The organism is Pseudomonas sp. LFS044, from assembly GCF_047978245.1.
In the GTDB taxonomy this organism is placed as follows: domain Bacteria; phylum Pseudomonadota; class Gammaproteobacteria; order Pseudomonadales; family Pseudomonadaceae; genus Aquipseudomonas.
The window spans coordinates 25244-46910 of the sequence record NZ_JBFPFX010000040.1 but is presented as its reverse complement, the minus strand read 5'-3'; the positions used below and the strand labels follow the sequence as shown (position 1 = coordinate 46910).

The 21667-nt window shown below is 63.3% G+C and carries 23 protein-coding genes; 9 read left to right on the top strand and 14 right to left on the bottom strand.

Annotation, left to right across the window (positions count from 1 at the left end; all coding sequences use genetic code 11):
* Window positions 1-114: 114 nt before the first annotated feature.
* From ACNQPL_RS25030 to ACNQPL_RS25020, 3 genes are all read right to left on the bottom strand, one after another.
* Window positions 115-714, bottom strand: coding sequence for a tRNA-uridine aminocarboxypropyltransferase (locus ACNQPL_RS25030; protein WP_416468185.1), 600 nt, complete (start codon window positions 712-714; stop codon window positions 115-117).
* A 161-nt stretch (window positions 715-875) separates the two neighbouring features.
* The gene (locus ACNQPL_RS25025) at window positions 876-2441 is read right to left on the bottom strand and encodes a methyl-accepting chemotaxis protein (protein WP_416468184.1); all 1566 of its coding nucleotides are present in this window, start codon (window positions 2439-2441) and stop codon (window positions 876-878) included.
* A 139-nt stretch (window positions 2442-2580) separates the two neighbouring features.
* On the bottom strand, window positions 2581-3474 hold the full coding sequence (locus ACNQPL_RS25020) for a LysR family transcriptional regulator (RefSeq protein WP_346615186.1): 894 nt from the start codon (window positions 3472-3474) through the stop codon (window positions 2581-2583).
* 225 nt (window positions 3475-3699) lie between these two features.
* Here ACNQPL_RS25020 and speB point away from each other — a divergent pair, with 225 nt between their 5' ends.
* On the top strand, window positions 3700-4650 hold the full coding sequence (speB, locus tag ACNQPL_RS25015) for an agmatinase (protein WP_012315641.1): 951 nt from the start codon (window positions 3700-3702) through the stop codon (window positions 4648-4650).
* Window positions 4651-4785: 135 nt separating this feature from the next.
* Complete coding sequence (locus tag ACNQPL_RS25010) at window positions 4786-6165, top strand: sodium:solute symporter (RefSeq protein ID WP_387527529.1); 1380 nt, start codon at window positions 4786-4788, stop codon at window positions 6163-6165.
* 96 nt (window positions 6166-6261) lie between these two features.
* Here the strand turns inward: ACNQPL_RS25010 and ACNQPL_RS25005 are convergent, their stop codons facing one another.
* The gene (locus tag ACNQPL_RS25005) at window positions 6262-6390 is read right to left on the bottom strand and encodes a PA1414 family protein (protein ID WP_008090807.1); all 129 of its coding nucleotides are present in this window, start codon (window positions 6388-6390) and stop codon (window positions 6262-6264) included.
* A 124-nt stretch (window positions 6391-6514) separates the two neighbouring features.
* Entirely contained in the window at window positions 6515-7408 is an 894-nt protein-coding gene (gene ptrR, locus ACNQPL_RS25000) for a putrescine utilization regulator PtrR (protein ID WP_416468183.1), read from the bottom strand.
* A 106-nt stretch (window positions 7409-7514) separates the two neighbouring features.
* Here ptrR and ACNQPL_RS24995 point away from each other — a divergent pair, with 106 nt between their 5' ends.
* On the top strand, window positions 7515-8681 hold the full coding sequence (locus tag ACNQPL_RS24995; protein WP_416468182.1) for a YbfB/YjiJ family MFS transporter: 1167 nt from the start codon (window positions 7515-7517) through the stop codon (window positions 8679-8681).
* Between the two features lie 129 nt (window positions 8682-8810).
* Here ACNQPL_RS24995 and ACNQPL_RS24990 read toward each other — a convergent pair whose 3' ends face one another.
* The 4 genes from ACNQPL_RS24990 to ACNQPL_RS24975 all read right to left on the bottom strand — a co-directional run bounded on the left by ACNQPL_RS24990 (window position 8811) and on the right by ACNQPL_RS24975 (window position 10826).
* On the bottom strand, window positions 8811-9737 hold the full coding sequence (locus tag ACNQPL_RS24990) for a DMT family transporter (RefSeq protein WP_416468181.1): 927 nt from the start codon (window positions 9735-9737) through the stop codon (window positions 8811-8813).
* 105 nt (window positions 9738-9842) lie between these two features.
* Complete coding sequence (locus ACNQPL_RS24985; protein ID WP_346615191.1) at window positions 9843-10238, bottom strand: transcriptional regulator; 396 nt, start codon at window positions 10236-10238, stop codon at window positions 9843-9845.
* Window positions 10239-10315: 77 nt separating this feature from the next.
* A complete protein-coding gene (locus tag ACNQPL_RS24980; protein ID WP_346615192.1) occupies window positions 10316-10570 on the bottom strand; it encodes a BrnA antitoxin family protein in 255 nt (84 codons plus the stop codon).
* Entirely contained in the window at window positions 10548-10826 is a 279-nt protein-coding gene (locus ACNQPL_RS24975) for a BrnT family toxin (protein ID WP_416468180.1), read from the bottom strand. The genes ACNQPL_RS24980 and ACNQPL_RS24975 overlap by 23 nt, the downstream gene beginning before the upstream one ends.
* A gap of 208 nt (window positions 10827-11034) precedes the next feature.
* On the opposite strand from ACNQPL_RS24975, the gene ACNQPL_RS24970 reads away from it, so the two are divergent.
* Complete coding sequence (locus ACNQPL_RS24970) at window positions 11035-11307, top strand: hypothetical protein (RefSeq protein WP_416468179.1); 273 nt, start codon at window positions 11035-11037, stop codon at window positions 11305-11307.
* A gap of 31 nt (window positions 11308-11338) precedes the next feature.
* Here ACNQPL_RS24970 and ACNQPL_RS24965 read toward each other — a convergent pair whose 3' ends face one another.
* Complete coding sequence (locus ACNQPL_RS24965) at window positions 11339-12661, bottom strand: DEAD/DEAH box helicase (RefSeq protein ID WP_346615194.1); 1323 nt, start codon at window positions 12659-12661, stop codon at window positions 11339-11341.
* A gap of 145 nt (window positions 12662-12806) precedes the next feature.
* On the opposite strand from ACNQPL_RS24965, the gene ACNQPL_RS24960 reads away from it, so the two are divergent.
* Window positions 12807-14093, top strand: a complete 1287-nt coding sequence (locus ACNQPL_RS24960) for a mechanosensitive ion channel family protein (protein ID WP_416468178.1) — start codon at window positions 12807-12809, stop codon at window positions 14091-14093.
* Between the two features lie 117 nt (window positions 14094-14210).
* On the opposite strand, the gene ACNQPL_RS24955 is transcribed toward ACNQPL_RS24960, so the two are convergent.
* The 4 genes from ACNQPL_RS24955 to ACNQPL_RS24940 all read right to left on the bottom strand — a co-directional run bounded on the left by ACNQPL_RS24955 (window position 14211) and on the right by ACNQPL_RS24940 (window position 17411).
* Complete coding sequence (locus ACNQPL_RS24955; protein WP_346615196.1) at window positions 14211-15146, bottom strand: AEC family transporter; 936 nt, start codon at window positions 15144-15146, stop codon at window positions 14211-14213.
* A 1-nt stretch (window position 15147) separates the two neighbouring features.
* Window positions 15148-16023, bottom strand: coding sequence for a carboxylate/amino acid/amine transporter (locus ACNQPL_RS24950; protein WP_416468177.1), 876 nt, complete (start codon window positions 16021-16023; stop codon window positions 15148-15150).
* 364 nt (window positions 16024-16387) lie between these two features.
* Window positions 16388-16987 (bottom strand): FMN-dependent NADH-azoreductase, encoded by a 600-nt coding sequence (locus tag ACNQPL_RS24945; protein WP_387532581.1) that lies wholly within the window; start codon window positions 16985-16987, stop codon window positions 16388-16390.
* 109 nt (window positions 16988-17096) lie between these two features.
* Window positions 17097-17411 (bottom strand): 3-phosphoglycerate kinase, encoded by a 315-nt coding sequence (locus ACNQPL_RS24940; protein WP_346615199.1) that lies wholly within the window; start codon window positions 17409-17411, stop codon window positions 17097-17099.
* Window positions 17412-17459: 48 nt separating this feature from the next.
* Here ACNQPL_RS24940 and ACNQPL_RS24935 point away from each other — a divergent pair, with 48 nt between their 5' ends.
* The 4 genes from ACNQPL_RS24935 to ACNQPL_RS24920 all read left to right on the top strand — a co-directional run bounded on the left by ACNQPL_RS24935 (window position 17460) and on the right by ACNQPL_RS24920 (window position 21656).
* Entirely contained in the window at window positions 17460-18383 is a 924-nt protein-coding gene (locus ACNQPL_RS24935; protein WP_387532576.1) for a LysR family transcriptional regulator, read from the top strand.
* Between the two features lie 13 nt (window positions 18384-18396).
* Window positions 18397-19209 carry an alpha/beta fold hydrolase gene (locus ACNQPL_RS24930; RefSeq protein ID WP_416468176.1) on the top strand — a complete coding sequence of 271 codons (813 nt, stop codon included), beginning with the start codon at window positions 18397-18399 and terminating at the stop codon, window positions 19207-19209.
* A complete protein-coding gene (locus tag ACNQPL_RS24925; protein ID WP_346615202.1) occupies window positions 19203-19760 on the top strand; it encodes a peptidylprolyl isomerase in 558 nt (185 codons plus the stop codon). The genes ACNQPL_RS24930 and ACNQPL_RS24925 overlap by 7 nt, the downstream gene beginning before the upstream one ends.
* A 63-nt stretch (window positions 19761-19823) precedes the next feature.
* Complete coding sequence (locus tag ACNQPL_RS24920) at window positions 19824-21656, top strand: ABC transporter ATP-binding protein (RefSeq protein WP_346615203.1); 1833 nt, start codon at window positions 19824-19826, stop codon at window positions 21654-21656.
* Window positions 21657-21667 lie beyond the last annotated feature (11 nt).

The window sequence follows — 21667 nt, the reverse complement described above, 5'->3', positions numbered from 1 at the left end:
GGGCCTCATCGCCGGCAAGCCGGCTCCCCCTGGGGTACCACCGGCATTGAATAGGTGCACAGCTGGTGGGAGCCGGCTTGCCGGCGATGAGGCCGGTACAGGCACAAACGAATCTCAGCCTTCACCGTGATTACGCTCGAATGTCTCAGCCCCCATGGCCCTGATCTGCCCCTCGATCAACGCCTCGAATGGGCGCAGCAACGCATCGAAACACGCCGGCGGTTCCAGCACATTCAATGCCTGCACCACCGCCTCGACGGTCGACAGCGCACCCGGCTCGGGCGCCTTGCGCAAGCGGTAGCGTGAGGGCGTGACCTGCGCCAGCGTCACCCTGGGCAACGCGTCGAGCAGCGGGTTGAGGTACAGCAACTTGCGCGCTTTGCGCCAAGTGCCGTCGGGGACGATCAGCAGCAATGGCGTGTCGTCTACATCGCCATAGGCCGTCAGCACCTGGGCTGCATCGCCCGGGAACAGCAACACCGGCCTGTAGCCTGGCGTGTTGAGCAATTCGCCCAGTTTTTCGAACACCTCGCCAATGCGCAGCTCGGCATTGACTAGGCCAAGGGCGGCCAGGCGGGCGGTATTCAGCGCGTGCGAGGTTTCACTGGGGTGCTGCAGCAGCACCACGCGGGTGCGGCTGTCGAGCGAGGGAATCAGGGCGCAAAGGCAGTGATCGAGCGGGCGTTGGCAGCGCTCGCAGCGGGGTCTGGGCATGGGGGTCTCCGTTGGCGGAGGAATTTTGCCACAGGTTGGCCCCCCAGGCCCGCCTCGCGGCAGGCCGGCTCCCCGGAGTACCGCACGCCCCGTGAGGGCAGCGAGGTCTGTGTGGGAGCCGGCTTGCCGGCGATCGGGCTGCAAAGCAGCCCCCTGAACCCTCAGCGGTTAAACCGTTCCGCCAGGCTATGCAGGTACTCGGCCATGCGCTCCAGGTCCTGGCTGATTTCCGCGCCCTGCTTGGCCTGCCCCGCCGTCTGGTCGCACAACTGGGCAATGCGCACAATCTGCTGGTTGATGTCTTCGGCCACGTGGCTCTGCTGTTCCGACGCCGTCGCCATCTGCTGGCTCATGCCGGTGATGCGGCTGACCGCCTGGGCAATCCCGGCCAGCGCCGACTGCACCGCCTCCACACTGTGCACACTGTCCCGCGAGATCTGCTCGCCACGGTTAGCCGTGCTCACTGCCCGCTCTGCGCCAGCACGCAGGGAGGCGATGATGTGGTGGATCTCTTCGGTCGAGGAACGCGTGCGCTGGGCCAGCGAGCGCACCTCATCGGCAACCACGGCAAAGCCCCTGCCCTGCTCGCCCGCGCGCGCTGCCTCGATCGCGGCGTTGAGCGCCAGCAGGTTGGTCTGCTCGGCAATCGAGGTGATGGTATCGACCACACTGCCAATCGATTGGGTCTGCTCGGCCAGGGCATTGACCGCCTGGCCGATGTCGCTGACCGCTTCGCTCATGCTGCCCATCGCCCTCAGGCTCTGCTGCGCCAGCTCGCTGCCCTGCTGGGCCAACTGGTCGGCATCGCCAGCAGCATGCGCAGTGCTTTGCACATTGTGCGTCACTTCCTGGATGGTCGCGGCCATCTGCGCGATGGCGGTGGCCGACTGGTCGGTCTCGCTGCGCTGGCGGTCGAGCATCTGTGCCTGGGCATCCGACAGGTCGGCCGACTGCGCGGCCCGCGACTTGACCCCGACCCCGGCGTCCACCAGCCGCGTCAACGCGGTCTGCAGGCGCGCCTCTTCGCTGATGATCGCCAGGTCCAGCTGGCCATGAAGGCCGGGGTTGTCACTGTAGGTCAGCGCCACCAGCGGGCTGGTGAAGGCCTTGGGGTGTTCTGCCAGGGTGCGGCGGATGGCCCGGTTCTGTTGCTGTTCGATCAAGTACCAGGCCACCAGCAAGCTGGCCATCAACACGCCCAGTGCCGCGTAAGGCGGTAGCCACAGGTAGCCCGCCGCCGACAGCAGGCCGGCACCGATCAGCGGCCAGCCATGGCCCAGGCGATGCCACAGTTGTGCCGCCACCGGCACGGGCGAGCGGCCGGTACGCAAGCGCGCGTAAAGCGCTTCGGCGCGGCGGATCTGCTCGCGGCTCGGCACCGAACGCACCGACTCGTAACCACTGATGCGGCCGTTCTCGTAAATCGCCGTGACGTACGCGCTCACCCAATAGAAGTCACCGTTCTTGGCGCGGTTCTTCACCACGCCCATCCAGGGCTTGCCTTGCTTGATGGTGTCCCACATGTGGCCGAACACCGCTGGCGGCATGTCGGGGTGGCGGACCAGGTTGTGGGTCTGGCCCACCAGCTCGTCGTAGGTAAAACCGCTGATCGCCACGAAGGCGTCGTTGCAGTAGGTGATGCGGCTGTTGAGGTCCGTGGTGGAGATCAGGCGCTGGTCGCTGGAAAACGTTCTTTCGTGCTCAGTGACGGGCAAATTCATGCGCATCTCGGGCGATCCTTGCTTGTATAGATGAAAGGGAAAATCATCAAAGCAAGTAGAGGTTTAGCAGAGGGCAAAAGGCACAGTGGTCAGGTTTTGTAGGAAATCTGCTGATCCCGACGGAATGACTTGAACGCCCTGTTTATCATCCGACGTTAAGCTGGCTTTTGAGCAGGTCGCGGAACGTTTGGATCAACGGCTCGCGGCTGCGCCCACGGCGCACGATCAACGAAAATGGCGCCTGATAACCGAAAGTCGCCGGCGAAAGCACGCGCAAATCACCCTTGTCGACCCAGGCTTGAGCGTAGTGTTCCGGCAAATAACCGATGTAAGCGCCCGACAAGATCAAAATCAGCTGCGCCTCCATGCTCTCCACCGTCGCGGCGCTGTGCTTGAAGCCATGCCGGGCCAGTTCGGCCTGGCTCCAGTAACCGCGCCCGACCATGCGCTGCTGGGTTACCACCGGCTCCGGGATCCGCCGCTCGGCGTACAACGGGTGGCGGCTGCTGCAGTACAGCCAGTGCTGCTCGCGGTACAGCGGCTGGTACACCAGGCCGCTCATGCGCGAGGAGAACGCGCCGATTGCGAGGTCCAGGCGGTTGTCCTGCACGCCGAGTTGCAGCTCGTAGGGGCTGGACACCGACAGGTGCAAGTGCACTGCCGGGTGCTCCTGGCTGTAGGCACCGATCGCCTCGGCCAACGGCAGCGCACGGTCGCCGACAGTGGAGTCGATCACCCCGAGGTTGAGCGTGCCGCGCAACTCGCCCTTGAGCGCGGCCGCGTACTGTTCGAAACCGTCCAGTTCGGCCAGCAGGCGCAAGGTCTCCTGGTGGAACAGCTCACCCTTGCTGGTCAGGCTGAAGCCACCACGCCCCCGGTGGCACAGCACGATGCCCAGGGCGCCTTCGAGCTGGCTCATGTAGGTACTGATGGCCGAGGTCGACAGGTTGAGCTCGCGCTGGGCGTTGGCGAAGCCCTGGTGGCGCACCACGCTGACGAAGATGCGCAGCAGTTTCAGGTCGGGCAAGGTCGAGGCCATGGTGCAACGGTTCCGCTGTGACATTTGCGCGCAGTCTAACCGCTGCGGCGGGCTTTAGTTTAGAAAATCCTGAAGTAAGTATTTGCCGGTAGCGATTTTCCCCGCGCACTACCTTCCAGCAGACTTGGCCGAAATGTCCCTGCCCGCCGGCATAACCACACTCGAAGGCGCGCGGCGGCACAGGTTCGAACAAACAAAACAATCGACCGACTGATGAGGCCCACCGTGGACAAAGTTCTCCATCAACCACTGGGCGGCAACGAAATGCCGCGTTTCGGCGGCATCGCCACCATGCTCCGTCTCCCCCACCTGCAAAGCGCCGAAGGCCTGGACGCCGCGTTCATCGGCGTGCCCCTGGACATCGGCACCTCGCTGCGCTCCGGCACCCGTTTCGGCCCACGCCAGATCCGCGCCGAATCGGTGATGATCCGCCCGTACAACATGGCCACCGGTGCCGCGCCGTTCGACTCGCTGTCGGTCGCCGACATCGGTGACGTGGCGATCAACACCTTCAACCTGCTCGACGCCGTGCGCATCATCGAAGAAGCCTACGACGAGATCGTCGAGCACAACGTCATCCCGATGACGCTGGGCGGCGACCACACCATTACCCTGCCGATCCTGCGGGCCCTGCACAAGAAGCACGGCAAGATCGGCCTGGTGCACATCGATGCCCACGCCGACGTCAACGACCACATGTTCGGCGAGAAGATCGCCCACGGCACCACCTTCCGCCGCGCCGTGGAAGAAGGCCTGCTCGATTGCGACCGCGTGGTGCAGATTGGCCTGCGCGCCCAGGGCTATACCGCCGACGATTTCAACTGGAGCCGCCGCCAGGGCTTCCGTGTAGTGCAGGCCGAAGAGTGCTGGCACAAATCGCTGGAACCGCTGATGGCCGAAGTGCGCGAAAAAGTCGGCGGCGGCCCGGTGTACCTGTCGTTCGACATTGACGGCATCGACCCGGCCTGGGCCCCAGGCACCGGCACCCCTGAGATTGGCGGCTTGACCACGATCCAGGCGATGGAGATCATTCGCGGCTGCCACGGCCTGGACCTGATCGGCTGTGACCTGGTTGAAGTCTCCCCACCTTACGACACCACCGGCAACACCTCGCTGCTCGGTGCCAACCTGCTGTTCGAGATGCTTTGCGTGCTGCCAGGCGTCGTGCGCCGCTGATACGGCTGTTTTACCCCGGCAGGAGCCATGCGGGAGGGCCATAGAGGCCCGCCAACACAAGACTAGACCGCCGGGCGCCGTGAAAACGCCCGCGCGGTCGATCTCGCCATAATAAAGATAATCGGGAGAACCCCAATGGCCTTGGACATCATTGTTGTAATGATCTATACCGCCGGCATGCTCGGGCTTGGCTGGTATGGCATGCGGCGCGCGAAAACCCACGAAGACTACCTGGTGGCCGGGCGCAACCTGGGCCCCACGCTGTACATGGGCACCATGGCCACCACCGTGCTGGGCGGTGCGTCCACCGTTGGCACCGTGCGCCTGGGCTATGTCCACGGCATCTCCGGCTTCTGGCTGTGCGCAGCCCTGGGCCTGGGCATCATCGCCCTCAACCTGTTCCTCGCCAAACCGCTGCTGCGTCTGAAGATCTTCACCGTGACCCAGGTGCTGGAGCGCCGCTACAACCCCATGGCACGCCAGGCCAGCGCCGCGATCATGCTGGCGTACGCGCTGATGATCGGCGTTACCTCGACCCTGGCCATGGCCACGGTCCTGCAGGTGCTGCTCGACTTGCCGTTCTGGATGTCGCTGCTGCTGGGCGGCGGCGTGGTAGTGGTCTACTCGACCATCGGCGGCATGTGGTCGCTGACCCTGACCGACATCGTCCAGTTCGTGATCAAGACCGTGGGCCTGATGTTCATCCTGTTGCCGGTGTGCCTGTACAACGCTGGCGGCTGGGACACCCTGGTAGCCAAGCTGCCGGCGGCCAGCTTCAGCTGGACCACCATCGGCTGGGACACCATCATCACCTACTTCCTGATCTACTTCTTCGGCATCCTGATCGGCCAGGACATCTGGCAGCGGGTATTCACCGCCCGTGACGAGAAGGTCTGCCAACGTGCCGGTACCACGGCAGGCGTTTATTGCGTGGTGTATGGCCTGGCCTGCGCTTTGATCGGCATGGCCGCGCATGTGCTGATGCCAGACCTGGCCAACCCGAACAACGCGTTCGCCGAGATGATCAAGAGCCAGCTGCCTGACGGTATCCGTGGCCTGCTGATGGCCGCCGCCCTGGCCGCGATGATGTCGACTGCCAGTGCCGGCTTGCTGGCCGCTTCGACCACCATTACCGAAGACCTGCTGCCCAAGCTGCGCGGTGGCAAGCAGTCGAGCCTGGGCGTCAGCCGCCTGTTCACCCTGCTCACCGGCCTGGTAGTGCTGGGCATCGCCCTGGCGGTGAACGATGTGATCAGCGCCCTGACCCTGGCTTACAACCTGCTGGTGGGCGGCATGCTGATCCCGCTGATCGGGGCGATCTTCTGGAAGCGTGCGACCACCGCAGGGGCGATCGCCAGCATGTCGCTGGGCTTTGCCACCGCGCTGTTCTTCATGTTCAAGGATGGGCTCGATGCCAACACGCCGATCTACTACAGCCTGGCGGTTGGGCTGGTGAGCTTTGTGCTGGTCAGCGCTCTGTCGCGCAAACCAGTCGGCGTGGTGAAACTGGCGTAGAAGCGGGCCGGCCCGCGATAAGGCCAGCCCAGCCTGCAAAACCTGCACAATCAAAAAAGCCACGGCATCATCACTGATGCCGCGGCCTTTTTGTTTTCAGCGGCGGCGCGGTTGGCGCCGGCGCTGCTCTTCATCAGTCGGGATCGGCACCGGCTGCAAGGGTGGTGGTATCAGCCCCAAGGCAACAGCCAAGTCGTGGAGCCAGTTGAACATTTGGTTTTTCATAGTGCCCCCTTGACGGGTCAGCCTCACGGTCAATCAATCCTGCGATGTTTCATACAGATCATAGTCCGATGTCCTGTATTACGCATGCCCTTGTTCTTACAGATAAGGGCGAGTTTGACGTGAATCAAGCGGAAACGCTGCATTCCGACGGTTGGTTAATCGTTTCGCTTTGTTGCATGTCGACCCACGCCTGCAAATTTGCCCCGCGCATGCCCTGCCGCCACATCAGCCAAGTTACCGCCTGATCGAACGGCGCCTGCAGCCGATGAGCCCGTACGCGGTCACGCCCGGGCAGGCTGTCGAGCATCGATTGGGCCATCAGCGCCACCCCTGCGCCAGCGATCACGCACGCCAGCATGCTCTGGTAGGACTCGATTTCCATCACCCGGCCCATAGGCGTATGCGCGTGGGCATACCAGGCCTCCAGGCGCATGCGGTACGAACAACCTTGGCGGAAGGTGAACACCGCCTTGCCCGCCACGTCCCGGGCGCTGTGCACGGGGGGGTGCTCCGGGCTGGTAATCAGCACCAGCTCCTCTTCGCACAACGGCACACCGTCCAACCCGGCCAGGCTTGGCGGGCCATCCACCAACGCAGCATCCAGGCGGTGGCTGAGCAACCCTTCGAGCAGTTCGCCGCTGGGCGCCGCCTGCACCTGCAGGTTCACCGCCGGGTACGCCTGGTGGTAGCGCGCCAGCAATGCGGGCAGGTGGATGGCCGCGGTGCTGTACATGGTACCTAGTACGAAATCGCCGGCCGGCTGACCACCCTGCACCGCCGCCATGGCTTCATCGCGCAGCGCCGCCAGGCGGTTGGCGTAATCCAGCAGCACCTTACCGGCTGGTGACAACTGCAGGCGCTGGCGCTCGCGCAGGAACAGCTCGACGCCCAGTTGCTCTTCAAGTTGGCGCAGGCGTGTGGACAGGTTGGAAGGTACACGGTGCAAGCGCTCGGCAGCCCGGGTGATAGAGCCCTCTTCGGCGACGGCTTGAAAGATACGCAGCTGGCTGAATTCCACGACATTCTCCAAAACAGAACAACTTGATCATCATTATTCAATTTTATTGAAAGTGAAAGCGCCCTAACCTGCCTTCCATCGCTTACATCCGTGCAGGAGTGTCCTCATGTCGCCGTTCGTACAACTGCTGGCCAGCGCCGTGGCCCTGATGATGGCCATGGGCATCGGCCGCTTTGCCCTCACCCCGCAACTCCCGCAACTGATCGCTGAAGGCCAGTTCGACCTGACCGCCGCCGGCCTGGTGGCGGCGGCCAACTACCTGGGTTACTTCCTGGGTGCGGCAGATGCAATGTTCGCCCCCAAGCCGGCCCAGGTCAGGCTGCGCCTGCAGGGCGGCCTGTGGCTTTGTGTGGTGCTGACCTTAGCCTCGTGGGCCGCGCAAGGGTTCTGGAGCCACCTGCTGCTGCGCTTTGGTACCGGTGTGGCCAGTGCCTGGGTGCTGGTGATGATCACCAGCCTCAGCCAACAGGTGGCCAACGCCCACAACCGCCAGCGCCTGGGTGCCCTGGTGTTTGCCGGGCCGGGCCTGGGCATCGCCCTCACCGGCCTGCTGGCACTGGGTGCACACCTGCTGGGCCTGGGCTCGGCAGCGCTATGGCTGGTGTATGCCGTGGCGGCGCTGGTGATGTTGCTGGCGGTACGCCCTTGGCTGCCCCGCGCCATGGAGCCTGCGCTACCCGCGAACGTTGTGCCGGGTGCTACCCGCCGCGTGGGTATCGGCCGCCTTGCCTTGGTGTATGCCTTGTACGGCGTCGGCTACATCCTGCCAGCGACTTTCCTGTCGCAGATGGCCAACCACCAGTTCCAGGGCAACTGGATGGCCGACCTGTTCTGGCCGGCGTTTGGCGTGGCTGCTGCATTGGGCGTGGTCTTGGTGAGCCTGCGGCGCGGTGGCCGGACATCGGCTTGGCTGACCGCAACCTTGTGGCTGCAAGGCCTGGGGGTACTGGCCTGCCTGATGGGCGGCGGCCTTGGCCTGGCCTTGGGCGTGGTGCTGTGCGGGACGCCGTTTCTGGCCTGCATGCAGCTGGTGATGCAACGCTCGCGGGAGCTGGCGCCGCATGCCACGCAACGTAATGCCGGGCTGCTGACTGCGTGCTTCGCCCTGGGGCAATTGAGCGGTCCGTTGCTGGCGGCGCTGAGCAACCATTACAGCGGGAGCCTGCAGCCGGCGCTGATGCTGGCGGCTGCTGGGTTGGGGCTGGCGGGGGTGTTGGTGCTCACCGGCACCCGCACTAGCCAGAGCTGCCGTATTACAGGGCGGGTTGCCTGAGCAATCAAGGCTGATCAGAACCGGCCCTATCGCCGGCAAGCCGGCTCCCACATGTGCTGCGCGGGTCTTGAATGCTGTGCTGTGCCTGTGGGTGGAGGCTTGCCGAAGAAGGGCCCGTGACAATTACGCCTATCCCACAAACCTGCGCAATTGCTGCTTCACCCAAGGCTCGGCACTGACCAGCACTACCCCGAGCAACACCATCACAGCCCCAAGCACAAAATTCACACTCAACGGCTCATCGAGCAGCAGCACGCCGAAGGTCACGCCGAACAAAGGGGTGATGAACGAAAACACTGCCAGGTTCGAGGCCAGGTACTTACGCAGCAACCAGAACCAGGTCAGGTAGCTGACGAACGAGACCACAATGCCTTGGAACAACACACTGCCGATCGCCAATGGCGTCCACGACACCTTGCCGATCTGCCCGCTTAGCAAGGAAATGCAGAGCAACCCGACAAAGCCGACCGCCAGCTGGTAAAACAGCGTCAATGTCGCCGGCGCCTCCGACAACCGCGAGCCACGCACCACCACCGTGGTCGCGCCCCAGGCGAGCCCGGCCAGCACGCCAAAGGCATCGCCCAGCAGCATGCGCCCGTCCATCTCGGCAAACGACATTCCTCCGGCAAACGCCGTGGCAATGCCGCCAAAAGCCAGCAGGATACCCAGCCACTGCAGCAGGCGCAGGCGCTCGCTGGGCAGCATGAAGTGCAGCCCAAGGGCGGTAAACACCGGTGCGGTATAGAGGAAGACAGACATGTGCGCCGCCGAGGTGAGCTTCAGCCCCTCGGCAATGAACAGAAACTCCACGCCAAACAGCGCGCCAGCCAGCAGCCCGCCTCGCCAGGTACTGCTTACCTGGCCCCAGCCACCGCGCCAGCAGATCATCAGCCCTACCAGCACGGCAGCCAGGCCATTACGCAGCGCTGCCTGCATCACCGGGGCAATGTCGACCGCTGCCGTTTTGATCAGTACTTGTTGGCAACCCCAGATCAGGCACAGCCCCAGCATCACCTGGAAGGCAAAGGCATCGGGGTTCTTGCGGGCCGCGCTCATGGGCGGCCCTCCTGGTAGATCAATGGCATGGGCATGGCTCGGCAGACTTCAAGGAATACCGATTATCGGTTTTCCATACCCAACCTTGCCAGCCTCAAAACGACCTCAAGCGATCTGCGCTTTTGCAGACACGTGCTCGAAGGTGGTTTCATCCAGCGCATCTTCCTGTTCATCCAGCACCTGACGTGGGTGCTCGAAGCCCGGGATGCTGCTGTCGATCAGGCTCAACAGCCGCGAGCCCCGCTCGGTGAGCACGAAGTTCTCGCCGTTGCCGCCCTCCTCAGGCGGTCGGCTTTCGACGAAGCCGCGCTCGAACAGCAGTTTCTCGTACTCGCAGGCACGGGTTTTCAGATGGTCGACATCCCCCACCGGCTGGCCCTCGGCGGCCTTGGCCGCAGCGTGCTGCTCGGCATAGGGGCGTGGCGTGAAGCTGTGACCGGCACCGTTCTGCACCTCGTGCAGCAAGCGCTCGATCAGGTCCCAGTCGTAGGTGGTGCTCATGGCAGTGGCCTCTTGCTGTGGACGAAAGGAGTACACAGCTTGGGACCGGTGGGGGGTCTGCAGCGTTCCAAAAGATCTCAGCGCTGGCGCTGCTGAGCCTGCATGTATTGACGCAGCAGCAGGTTGATCCGCGTCTGATAACCTGCACCTTGGTCCTTGAACCATGCAAGCACATCAGAATCCAGGCGGATAGTCACTGCCTGCTTCGCCGGCACACGCAGTTCGGCCTGCTGAAAAAAAGCCTCGTCCAACGCCGGAATATCCGAGGTATCTATATCTTTGTCGTCCATCTGAGCCAGGCGGCTCCAATCAGTTTTCGATGATTTGGTCATAGTATTTGGCCTCCCATCTGGTGGCTTTACGTGCAGATATGATCCGGATGACCTCACCCTGCCTCTCCGTATACACGACCACGCCAAGCAAGGCCTTAAGCCATCCCAAGCCTATCCAGCGCTCCTCAGCGTAATCTGCGCGATCGTCCCGCAAGGTCAACATAGGATGGTTGAACATGTCGGGCACATCAGCGAAGTCGATACCGTGCTTGCGGATATTGTTTTGATTTTTCGTTGCGTCCCACTCAAATATCATGGGGCGCCTTGTATTTACAGATGTACATACGATACCTCCTCTTTGATTGCGAGACTAGGAGAACCTTGCACACGCATCAATGGGCCAGGAGGCTATTCAGAAAAGGCCTACAGTCGCGAGGGAAGTCGGAGACCTCTCGTCATTAGCGCTGAACTTCCAAGCCCCTCAGTATCTCCCTCGATCATGACCACCGCCGGAGGTATAAAGGATGAAACCGCTGCTACGCATCGCCTGTACGACCGCCCTGTTCTGCGCCCTGCCCGCCTGGGCATGCACACCGGAAGAGGCCACACAGAAACGTGAAGAACTGGCCGGGCTGGTGAGCCAGCTGACCGAACAGAACCCGCAGAAGGCCAAGGAGATCAACGATGAGCTCCAGGGGATGGAGCTGGGGACGGCGAGCAAGGACTTGCCCGACAAGTGTCAGCTGATCGACAAGCGAATCAAGGAGCTGAAGGAGGCGGAGAAAAAAGCCGACTAGGGGTCGGCTTTTTCGCGATGGCGCAGGCTGATTACTCAGCCGCAGGCTTGCGCTTTTTCAGCGGCGCCAGGCCATCGGAGCTGGTCAGCGGTGCGTTGGCCTTCGGCTTGGCAGTCGGCTTGCGCTTGGCAGTGGCCTTCTTGTCGCCGCTCTTCTTCTCGGTCTTTTTCTTCTTGGTGCCGGCCGCCTTGCCCGACGCCTTGACCTTCTTCGGCCCGTTGTAGGTGCCTTTCACTTCCTTGATCACCCGGCGTTCGAACTGCTGCTTGAGGTAGCGCTCGATGCTGGACATCAGGTTCCAGTCATTGTGGGTGATCAGCGAGATCGCCAGGCCTTCGCCGCCGGCACGGCCAGTACGGCCGATGCGGTGCACGTACTCGTCGCCGCTGCGCGGCATGTCGAAGTTGATCACCAGGTCCAGGCCGTCGATGTCCAGGCCACGGGCCGCCACGTCGGTGGCGACCAGCACCTTGGAGCTGCCCTGCTTGAAGCGCTCGATGGCCAGCTTGCGGTCCTTCTGGTCCTTTTCACCGTGCAGCACGAAGGCCTTCACATCCTTGGCCACCAAGTGACCATAGATGCGGTCGGCGAGCAGGCGGGTATTGGTGAAGATGATCGCCTTGTCGAATTTTTCGTTGGCCAGCAGCCACTGCACGATCGCCTCTTTGTGCTGGTCGTGGTCAGCGGTGATGACCTGCTGGCGCGTGCCTTCGGCCAGCTGCGAAACACTGTTGAGCATCAGGTGCTCAGGGTCTTTCAGCACCTTGCCGATGATGTCGCGCAGGGCCGCACCGCCAGTGGTGGCAGAGAACAGCAGGGTTTGCTCGCGGTTCTCGCACTCCTTGCACAGGCGCTCCATGTCTTCGGCAAAGCCCATGTCGAGCATGCGGTCGGCTTCGTCGAGGATCAGCACCTGCACATGGGACAGGTCGAGGTTGCCGGCATTGAGCTGTTCGAGCAGGCGGCCCGGGGTGCCGATCAGCACGTCCGGCACCTTGCGCAACATGGCGGCCTGTTCCTTGAAGTCTTCACCGCCAGTGACCAGGCCTGCCTTGATGTAGGTGAACTGCGAGAACAGCTGCACTTGCTTGAGGGTCTGCTGGGCCAGCTCGCGGGTTGGCAGCAGGATCAGCGCACGGATCTCGACGCGCCCGCCTTTCAGGTCGACCAGGCGGTTGAGCAGCGGCAGGACGAAAGCTGCGGTCTTGCCGCTGCCGGTCTGCGCGGTCACGCGCAGGTCGCGCCCTTGCAGGGCCAGGGGGATGGCCGCGGCCTGCACCGGGGTTGGCTCGACGAATTTAAGCTCGGCCACGGCTTTAAGCAGGCGTTCATGCAGGGCGAATTGGGAGAACACGGAGGTAACCTCAGGCAAGTGCGGGGAAATTCAGTTGCATAGGGTAACGTTTTCTGCCGCCGTAGCCGAATTTCTTTTGGCAACTTTGTCGCCATCCGCGCTCTAATGGCGCTTCGTTTCGCAAGCAAAGACCGTTCTAAAGCTCATGGATATGCAAAAAATCTGGCGTGACAGCCTCGACCTGTGGGGCACCCTCGACCAACACCCCTTGCTCCACGCCGCCATCGGCCTGGCCGTGTTGCTGCTGATTTCCCTGGTAATGGGCCGCCTGGCGCGGTTTCTGGTCCTGCATGGCACGCGCCTGCTGGCACGCCAGCAAGCGCTCAAGTGGCTCGACGACCTGCGTCACAACAAGGTTTTCCACCGCCTGGCGCAAACCACACCGTCGCTGGTCATCCAGTTCGGCCTGAAGCTGGTGCCGGAGCTGTCCGACACTGCCCAGCACTTCCTCGGCAATGTCGCGCTGGCCTTTACCCTGCTGTTCATGACCCTGGCGCTGTCGTGCCTGCTCGATGGCCTGCTGGACATCTATGCCCGCACCGAACACGCCCGCACCCGCTCGATCAAGGGCTACGTGCAGCTGGCCAAGATGATGCTGTGGATCTTCGCTTCCATTGTCATCGTCGCCACCTTGATCGACCGCTCGCCACTGTTGCTGCTGTCGGGCCTGGGTGCGATGTCGGCGGTGCTGCTGTTGGTGTACAAGGACACCCTGCTGTCGTTCGTGGCCAGCGTGCAGCTGACCAGCAACGATATGCTGCACGTGGGCGACTGGATCGAAATGCCCCAGGTCGGCGCTGACGGCGATGTGGTGGACATCACCTTGCACACGGTGAAGGTGCAGAACTTCGACAAGACCATCGTCTCCATCCCCACCTGGCGCTTGATGAGCGAGTCGTTCCGCAACTACCGCGGCATGCAGCAATCGGGTGGGCGGCGGATCAAGCGCAGCCTGTTCATCGATGCGGCCGGTGTGCGATTTTTGACCCGCGAAGAAGAACAGCGCCTGAGCGGGGTGCGCCTGCTGGGCGACTACCTGGCCGGCAAGCGCCAGGAGCTGCAGACCTGGAACGAGGCGCTGGGGCCGGTGGCGGAACTTGCTGCCAACCGCCGCAAGCTGACCAACATCGGCACCTTCCGCGCCTTTGCCCTGGCTTACCTGAGGAACCACCCCAATGTGCACCAGGGCATGACCTGCATGGTCCGGCAGATGCAGACCGGCGCCGAAGGGGTGCCGCTGGAGATCTACTGCTTCACCACGACCACGGTGTGGGCCGAGTACGAGCGGATTCAGGGGGATATCTTCGATTACCTGCTGGCGGTGTTGCCGGAGTTTGGGCTGAGTTTGTATCAGCAGCCGAGTGGGAATGACATGCGGGTGGGGTTGGCTGGGCGGGTGCCGCAGCGTTTGGAAGAATTGAGCGAGGCTTGAGATTGTCGGGGCCGCTTTGCGGCCCATCGCGGGCAAGCCCGCTCCTACAGGTACAGCGCAGGCCTGAGACCTGCGCAAAACCTGTAGGAGCGGGCTTGCCCGCGATAGGGCCCTTGACTACCCCGCATACCCCAGCAGGTACAACAACCCGGTCAAGGTCACCAGCGAAGCCACCGTCGACAACAGGATGGTCCGCGAAATCAGCCCCGCCTCCCGGTTGTAGTATTCGGCCAACATGAACGGCCCGGTCCCGGTCGGCAGCGCCGCCAGCAGCACGGCGGACGCCGCCCACATCGTCGGCAGGCTGAACACCTTGAACGCCAGCACCCAGGTCAACGCCGGCTGCCCCACCAGCTTCATCGCCACCAGTGGCCAAGGGCTGGCCTGGGCGCCCGTGCGTTTTTCTGCCAGAAACGCCCCCAGCGACACCAGCGCGCACGGCGTGGTTGCCAAGGCCAGCATGTCCAGAAAGTGCATCACCGGTTCCGCCAGGCCCAAGCCCGACATGGCCCAGGCAGCCCCCAGCACCGGCGAAATCACCAACGGGTTCTTCGCCAGCGCCTTGCACACCACCACCATGGCGCGGCCAATCTGCCGCTCTTCCTGCAGGCCGATCTCGATGAGCGTCAGTGAGATCGCGAACACCAGGCACACCACGATCAGCGACGAGATCAGCGCCGGCTGCAGCCCTGGCTGGCCGAACAGCAGCAGGCACAGCGGGATGCCGATATAGCCGGTGTTGGCATAGCCTGCGCTGAGCCCGTCGATACTCGCCGCCACCAGGCCATGGCCGCTGTACAGGCGCCAAGCCAGCGTGGCCACGAACATCGCCAGCGCCCCCGCACCAAACGCGACGATAAAGCCCGGGTGCCAGATCTCGCTCCAGGTCGCGGTGGCCGTCACCTTGAACAGCAAGGCCGGCAGGCACAGCCAGACCACCATCTTGTTGATCTCGGCCGCTGCCTTGTCGCCAAGCTTGTTGGTGCGACGGCACAGGTAACCGACCAGGATCAGGGCAAAGATCGGTGCAACGATGACGAAGATGGTGTGCATATCACGCCTTGCCGGGCAGCGCTGCTTCGGTGCGGTTGCCCAGGCGGCTGAGCCACACCGACGCCAGGATGATTGCACCACCGATGAACAGCCGCCCCAGGGGCTCGTGCTGGTTCCAGATCAGCAGGTTGAGCAGCAGCCCTACCGGCACGTGCAAGTTGTTCATCACCGCCAGGGTTCCACCGGAAACCAGGCACGCGCCTTTGTTCCACCAGTACAGCCCCAGTGCCGTCGGGCACAAGCCGAGGAACAGCAGCACCAGCCATTGCACGTCGGTGCTCGGCAGGTGCTGGGCGTTGCCGAACAGCAGGAAGGCCGGCAGCACCACGATCAATGCGCCCAGGTAGAAGTAGCCGAAGCGCCTGTAGTGCGGCAGGTCGCTGGGGTGGCGGGCGACCAGGTGGCGGTACAACACTTGGCCGGCGGCGTAGGTGAAGTTGGCCAGTTGCAGCAACAGGAAGCCGATGAAGAAGTCGCCACTGATACTGTCGAAGCGAATAACCGCCGCGCCCGCGACCGCTACCAGGGCCGCGAGCAGTGCCCAAGGGTTGAAGCGGCGGTTAAGGGCATCTTCGATCAAGGTCACGTGCAGCGGGGTGAGGATGGTGAACAACAGCACCTCCGGTACCGTCAGCACGCGGAAGCTCAGGTACAGGCACACATAGGTAATGCCGTATTGCAGCGCGCCGATCAGCAGCATCGAACGCAAGAAGCGCGGCTCGACCTGGCGCCAGCGGGTCAGCGGCAGGAACACCAGCCCCGCCAGCAACACCCGCGCGAGCACGGCGAAGTAGCTGTCGACATGCCCAGCCAGGTACTCGCCGATCAGGCTGAAGGAAAACGCCTGGATCAGCGCGACGATTATCAGGTAGCCCATGGTTGCCTCTCGTAAATCAAGGCCGCGACCTTAGCGGGTTGCGGCTGATGTGTTCAACCATGAGGAATGTGGGGGCTGCGCTTATTTTTTGGGGAGCGGCCTTGCCGGGGCGCCGGACCGTGCGGAAAGGGCTGCGTTGCAGCCCATCGCCGGCAAGCCGGCTCCCACAGGCACAGCGGCGCTCTCTGCTCTTCGGGCTGCGCTGTCGCGCAGAGAACAAAGCCCGCGAGCGCGCCGCATACCCTGTGGGAGCCGGCTTGCCGGCGATGGGGCCAGTAAAGGCAAAAAAAAACCCGGCCATCAAGGCCGGGCATGTACACCCAAAGGAGCAAACAAGGTGTCAGGGTTGGGAATGCGTTGAAGCTCAGGCCACCGCGGCCAGCTTGGCCTTGGCCTGGTTGAGGCCTTTCTCGTGGAAGTCGCCGCTCATGTTCAGGCCCTCGGCATGGATGAAGTTCACATCGTGGATGCCGATGAATGCCATCACCTGGCGCAGGTACGGTTCCTGGTGGTCGCTGGTGGCGCCGGCGTGGATGCCGCCACGGGCAGTCAGGACGATGGCGCGCTTGCCAGTCAGCAGGCCTTGCGGGCCGGTTGGGGTGTACTTGAAGGTGATGCCGGCACGCAGCACATGGTCCAGCCAGGCCTTCAGCGTGCTCGGGATGGTGAAGTTGTACATCGGCGCAGCCATCACCAGTACATCGGCGGCCAGCAACTCATCGGTCAATTCGTTGGAACGCGCCAGCGCGTCCAGCTCGGCAGCGCTGCGCTGCTCTTCAGGCTTCATCCAGCCACCCAGCAGGTTGGCGTCCAGGTGCGGCACCGGGGTGACGGCCAGGTCGCGTACGGTGATTTCGTCAGCCGGGTGCGCCGCTTGCCACTGCTCGATGAAGTCCCGGGTCAGTTGACGGGATACGGAATCCTGCTGGCGGGCGCTGCTTTCGATGATCAGTACGCGGGACATGGGGTGCCTCCATCGGCAAATAGGGTGCGATTCGATGGAGGGGAGATTAAGGCTTGACCTATCGATAAAAAAGCGTAAAAAGTGGGTTCAATCTATCGATTAATCAGTTTTATTGCGCTTTGCAGTCCAGCGCAATGCGCAGCTTGATGATCTGCCGGTTGAATTTGGCCGTCACATCCACGCTTTTGCCGGCCGGTACATTCACCCGGCGCACCCGTGGCGCCTCCGGGCCATTGCGGAACGTCACCTTGCAGGCCGCCGGCACTTGCCCATAGTTGTTCAGGGTAATGGCACCGATGTCGTAGGCGGTGTCGTAGGCGTTGTAGTCCAGCTTGACCCCGGTCAGCTCCTTCTCCACATCAATGGGGTAAGCCATGGCCCCAAGGGGCAGGCACAGCAAAATTGCCACACAACATTTTTTCATGGGGCGCTCTCCTTGTGAGCGCGCAGCTTAGGACAACAGGAGCCAAAGATGAAAGCGCCGCGCGTAACCCTGGATCAGTGGCGGACCCTGCAGGCAGTGGTCGATCACGGCGGGTTTGCCCAGGCCGCCGAAGCCCTGCACCGGTCGCAGTCGTCGGTCAGCTACACGGTGGCGCGCATGCAGGAGCAACTGGGCGTGCCGCTGCTGCGCATCGATGGCCGCAAGGCCGTGCTGACCGAGGCCGGCAACGTGCTGCTGCGCCGCTCGCGGCACCTGGTGAAGCAGGCCAGCCAGCTCGAAGACCTGGCCCACCACATGGAACAAGGCTGGGAAGCCGAAGTGCGCGTGGTGGTCGATGCCGCCTACCCCAGCGCCCGACTGGTGCGCGCCCTGGCCGCATTCATGCCGCAAAGCCGCGGTTGCCGGGTGCGCCTGCGTGAGGAAGTGCTGTCGGGGGTCGAGGAAGTGATGCACGAAGGCATCGCCGACCTTGCCATCAGCAGCTACAGCATAGGCGGCTACCTGGGCACGGAACTGAGCGCGGTAGAGTTCGTCGCCGTCGCCCACCCCGAGCACAGCCTGCACCGTCTGGGCCGGGAGATCACCTTCCAGGACCTGGAAAGCCAGCTGCAAGTGGTGATTCGCGACTCGGGCCGCGCCCAGCCGCGCGATGTCGGCTGGCTGGGCGCCGAACAGCGCTGGACCGTCGGCAGCCTGGGCACCGCCACCACCTTCGTCAGCAGCGGCCTGGGTTTTGCCTGGCTGCCTCGGCACATGATCGAACGCGAACTGCGCGATGGCGTGCTCAAGCCGTTGCCGCTCGATCAGGGTGGCAGCCGCCACCCACTGTTCTACCTTTATTCGAGCAAAGAGAAGACCCTGGGCCCGGCCACGCAGATTCTCATCGACCTGCTGCGCAATTTCGACACTGCGCCCCTGGACGTGCCCTTCGCAGCCCCCCCGCAAGCCTGAGAGGACCGCGCCCATGGCCTATTTCGAACATGAAGGATGCTCGCTGCATTATCAGGAATACGGCCAGGGCGAACCCCTGGTGCTGCTGCACGGCCTGGGCTCCAGCAGCCAGGACTGGGAACTGCAAGTACCCGAACTGAGCCGCCAGTACCGGGTGATCCTCATGGACATCCGCGGCCACGGCCGCTCCGACAAGCCCCGTGACGGCTACCAGATCGCCACCTTCAGCGCCGACCTGCTGGCCCTGCTCGAACACCTGCAGACCGGCCCGGTGCACTTCGTCGGGCTGTCCATGGGCGGCATGGTGGGCTTTCAGTTTGCCGTCGACCACCCGCAATGGCTGCGCAGCCTGTGCATCGTCAACAGCGCCCCCGAGGTCAAGCGCCGCACCCGCAGCGACTGGGTGTGGTGGGCCAAGCGCTGGGGCCTGGCGCGCATCCTCAGTGTCGAAACGGTGGGCAAGGGCCTGGCCGAGCGGCTGTTCCCCAAGCCCGAACAGGCCGACTTGCGCCAGAAGATGGCCGAGCGCTGGGCGCGCAACGACAAACGCGCCTACCTCAAGAGCTTCGACGCCATCGTCGACTGGGGCGTGCAGGAACGTATCGGGCAGATTCGCTGTCCCACGCTGGTGATCGCCGCCGACCACGATTACACCCCGATACACCTTAAAGAGCGTTACGTGGCCCTGATACCCCAGGCAAAGCTGGTAGTCATCGACGATTCCCGGCACGCTACGCCCCTCGATCAACCCGAGGTCTTCAACCAGACTTTGCTGCAGTTCCTCGCAGCCGCTTCCACCTCTCAAGGATCATTGAGCCCATGCTGAAAAAACTCCTGCTCACCGCCTGCTCGGTCGCCTTCGCCACCAGCGTCATGGCCTCCGACAAGACCCCTCACGTGTTGCTGGACACCAGCTTCGGTCAGGTCGAAATCGAGCTCAATGCCGAGAAGGCGCCGATCAGTACCAAGAACTTCCTCGCGTACGTGGACAGCGGCTTCTACAACAACACCATCTTCCACCGCGTGATCCCGGGCTTCATGGTGCAAGGCGGTGGTTTTACCGAGCAGATGAACCAGAAGCCAACCAATGACCCGATCCGCAACGAAGCCGGCAACGGCCTGCTGAACACCCGCGGCACGCTGTCGATGGCCCGCACCTCCGACCCTAACTCGGCCACCAGCCAGTTCTTCATCAACGTGGCCGACAACGACTTCCTCAACCCCGGCCGTGACCGTGGTTACGCGGTGTTCGGCAAAGTCACCAAGGGCATGGAAGTGGTCGACCAGATCGTCAATTCCCCCACCACCGTGAAGAAAGGCATGCGCGATGTGCCGGCCGACCCGGTGTTCATCAAGTCTGCCAAACGCATCGACTGACCGCAGGCTTCACAAGGACGTGAAACCGCCTGAGGGTCGGGTTGAACAGGAGTGTTGTCACCCATGCTGTACCGCCGTTTCGAGCAACTGATCGACATCTTCCGCGACGCGCCCAGCGAGTCGCCACCCACCCAGGTGTGGCCGTTCTACCTCTATTACCTGCGCCAGGTGTGGCCGAGTTTTCTCGCCCTGCTGGTGGTCGGCCTGGTCGCCTCGCTGATCGAGGTGGCGATGTTCAGCTACCTCAGCCGCATCATCGACCTGGCCCAGGGCACACCCAATGCCAACTTCTTCAGCGAGCACAGCGGCGAGCTGACCTGGATGCTGGTGGTGGTCCTGCTGCTGCGGCCAATTTTCTTCGGCCTGCACGACCTGTTGGTGCACCAGACCATCAACCCCGGCATGACCAGCCTGATCCGCTGGCAAAACCACACCTACGTGCTCAAGCAGAGCCTGAATTTCTTCCAGAGCGACTTCGCCGGGCGCATTGCCCAGCGCATCATGCAAACCGGCAACTCGCTGCGTGACTCGGCGGTGCAGGCGGTGGACGCGCTGTGGCACGTGCTGATCTACGCGATCACCTCGCTGGTGCTGTTCGCCGAGGCCGACTGGCGGCTGATGCTGCCGCTGCTGATCTGGATCGCCGGCTACGTCGCCGCGCTGTTCTACTTCGTGCCACGGGTGAAGGAGCGCTCGGTGATTTCGTCCGATGCCCGCTCCAAGCTGATGGGGCGCATCGTCGACGGCTACACCAACATCGCCACCCTCAAGCTGTTCGCCCACACCGACTACGAACAGCAGTACGCCCGTGAGGCGATCCGCGAGCAAACCGAAAAAACCCAGCTGGCCTCACGGGTAATCACCAGCATGGACGTGGTCATCACCACCCTCAACGGCTTGCTGGTAGTCACCACCACAGGCCTGGCCCTGTGGCTGTGGAGCCAGTCGCTGATCACCGTGGGTGCCATTGCCCTGGCCACCGGCCTGGTGATCCGCATCGTCAACATGTCGGGCTGGATCATGTGGGTGGTCAACGGCATCTTCGAAAACATCGGCATGGTCCAGGACGGCCTGCAGACCATCGCCCAGCCGGTCACCGTGACGGACAAGCCCCATGCAGCGCCGCTGAAAGTCACCCGTGGCGCCGTGCGTTTCGATGACGTCGACTTCCATTACGGCAAGGCGCGCAACGTGATCGAAGCGCTGAACCTGGACATTCGCCCCGGGGAGAAAATTGGCCTGATCGGGCCCTCCGGCGCCGGCAAATCGACCCTGGTCAACCTGCTGCTGCGGCTTTACGACGTGCAGGGCGGGCGCATCCTGATCGACGGCCAGGACATCGCTGAGGTAACCCAGGCCAGCCTGCGCGCGCAGATCGGCATGATCACCCAGGACACCTCGCTGCTGCACCGCTCGATCCGCGACAACCTGCTGTACGGGCGCCCCGACGCCAGCGAGGCGGAGTTGCGCGAGGCCGTGCGCCGGGCGCGTGCCGACGAGTTCATCCCGCAACTGTCGGATGCCCAGGGCCGCACCGGCTTCGATGCGCATGTGGGTGAGCGCGGGGTCAAGCTGTCCGGTGGCCAGCGCCAGCGCATCGCGATTGCCCGGGTACTGCTGAAGAACGCGCCGATCCTGATCATGGACGAGGCCACCTCAGCGCTGGACTCCGAAGTTGAAGCGGCGATCCAGGAAAGCCTGGAAACCCTGATGCAAGGCAAGACGGTGATCGCCATCGCCCACCGCCTGTCGACCATTGCGCGGATGGACCGCCTGGTGGTGCTGGACCAAGGGCACATCGTCGAAAGTGGCAGCCACAGCGAGTTGCTGGAACAGCAAGGGTTGTACGCCCGCTTGTGGCACCACCAGACCGGTGGCTTCGTCGGCGTGGATTGACGCCACGCCTG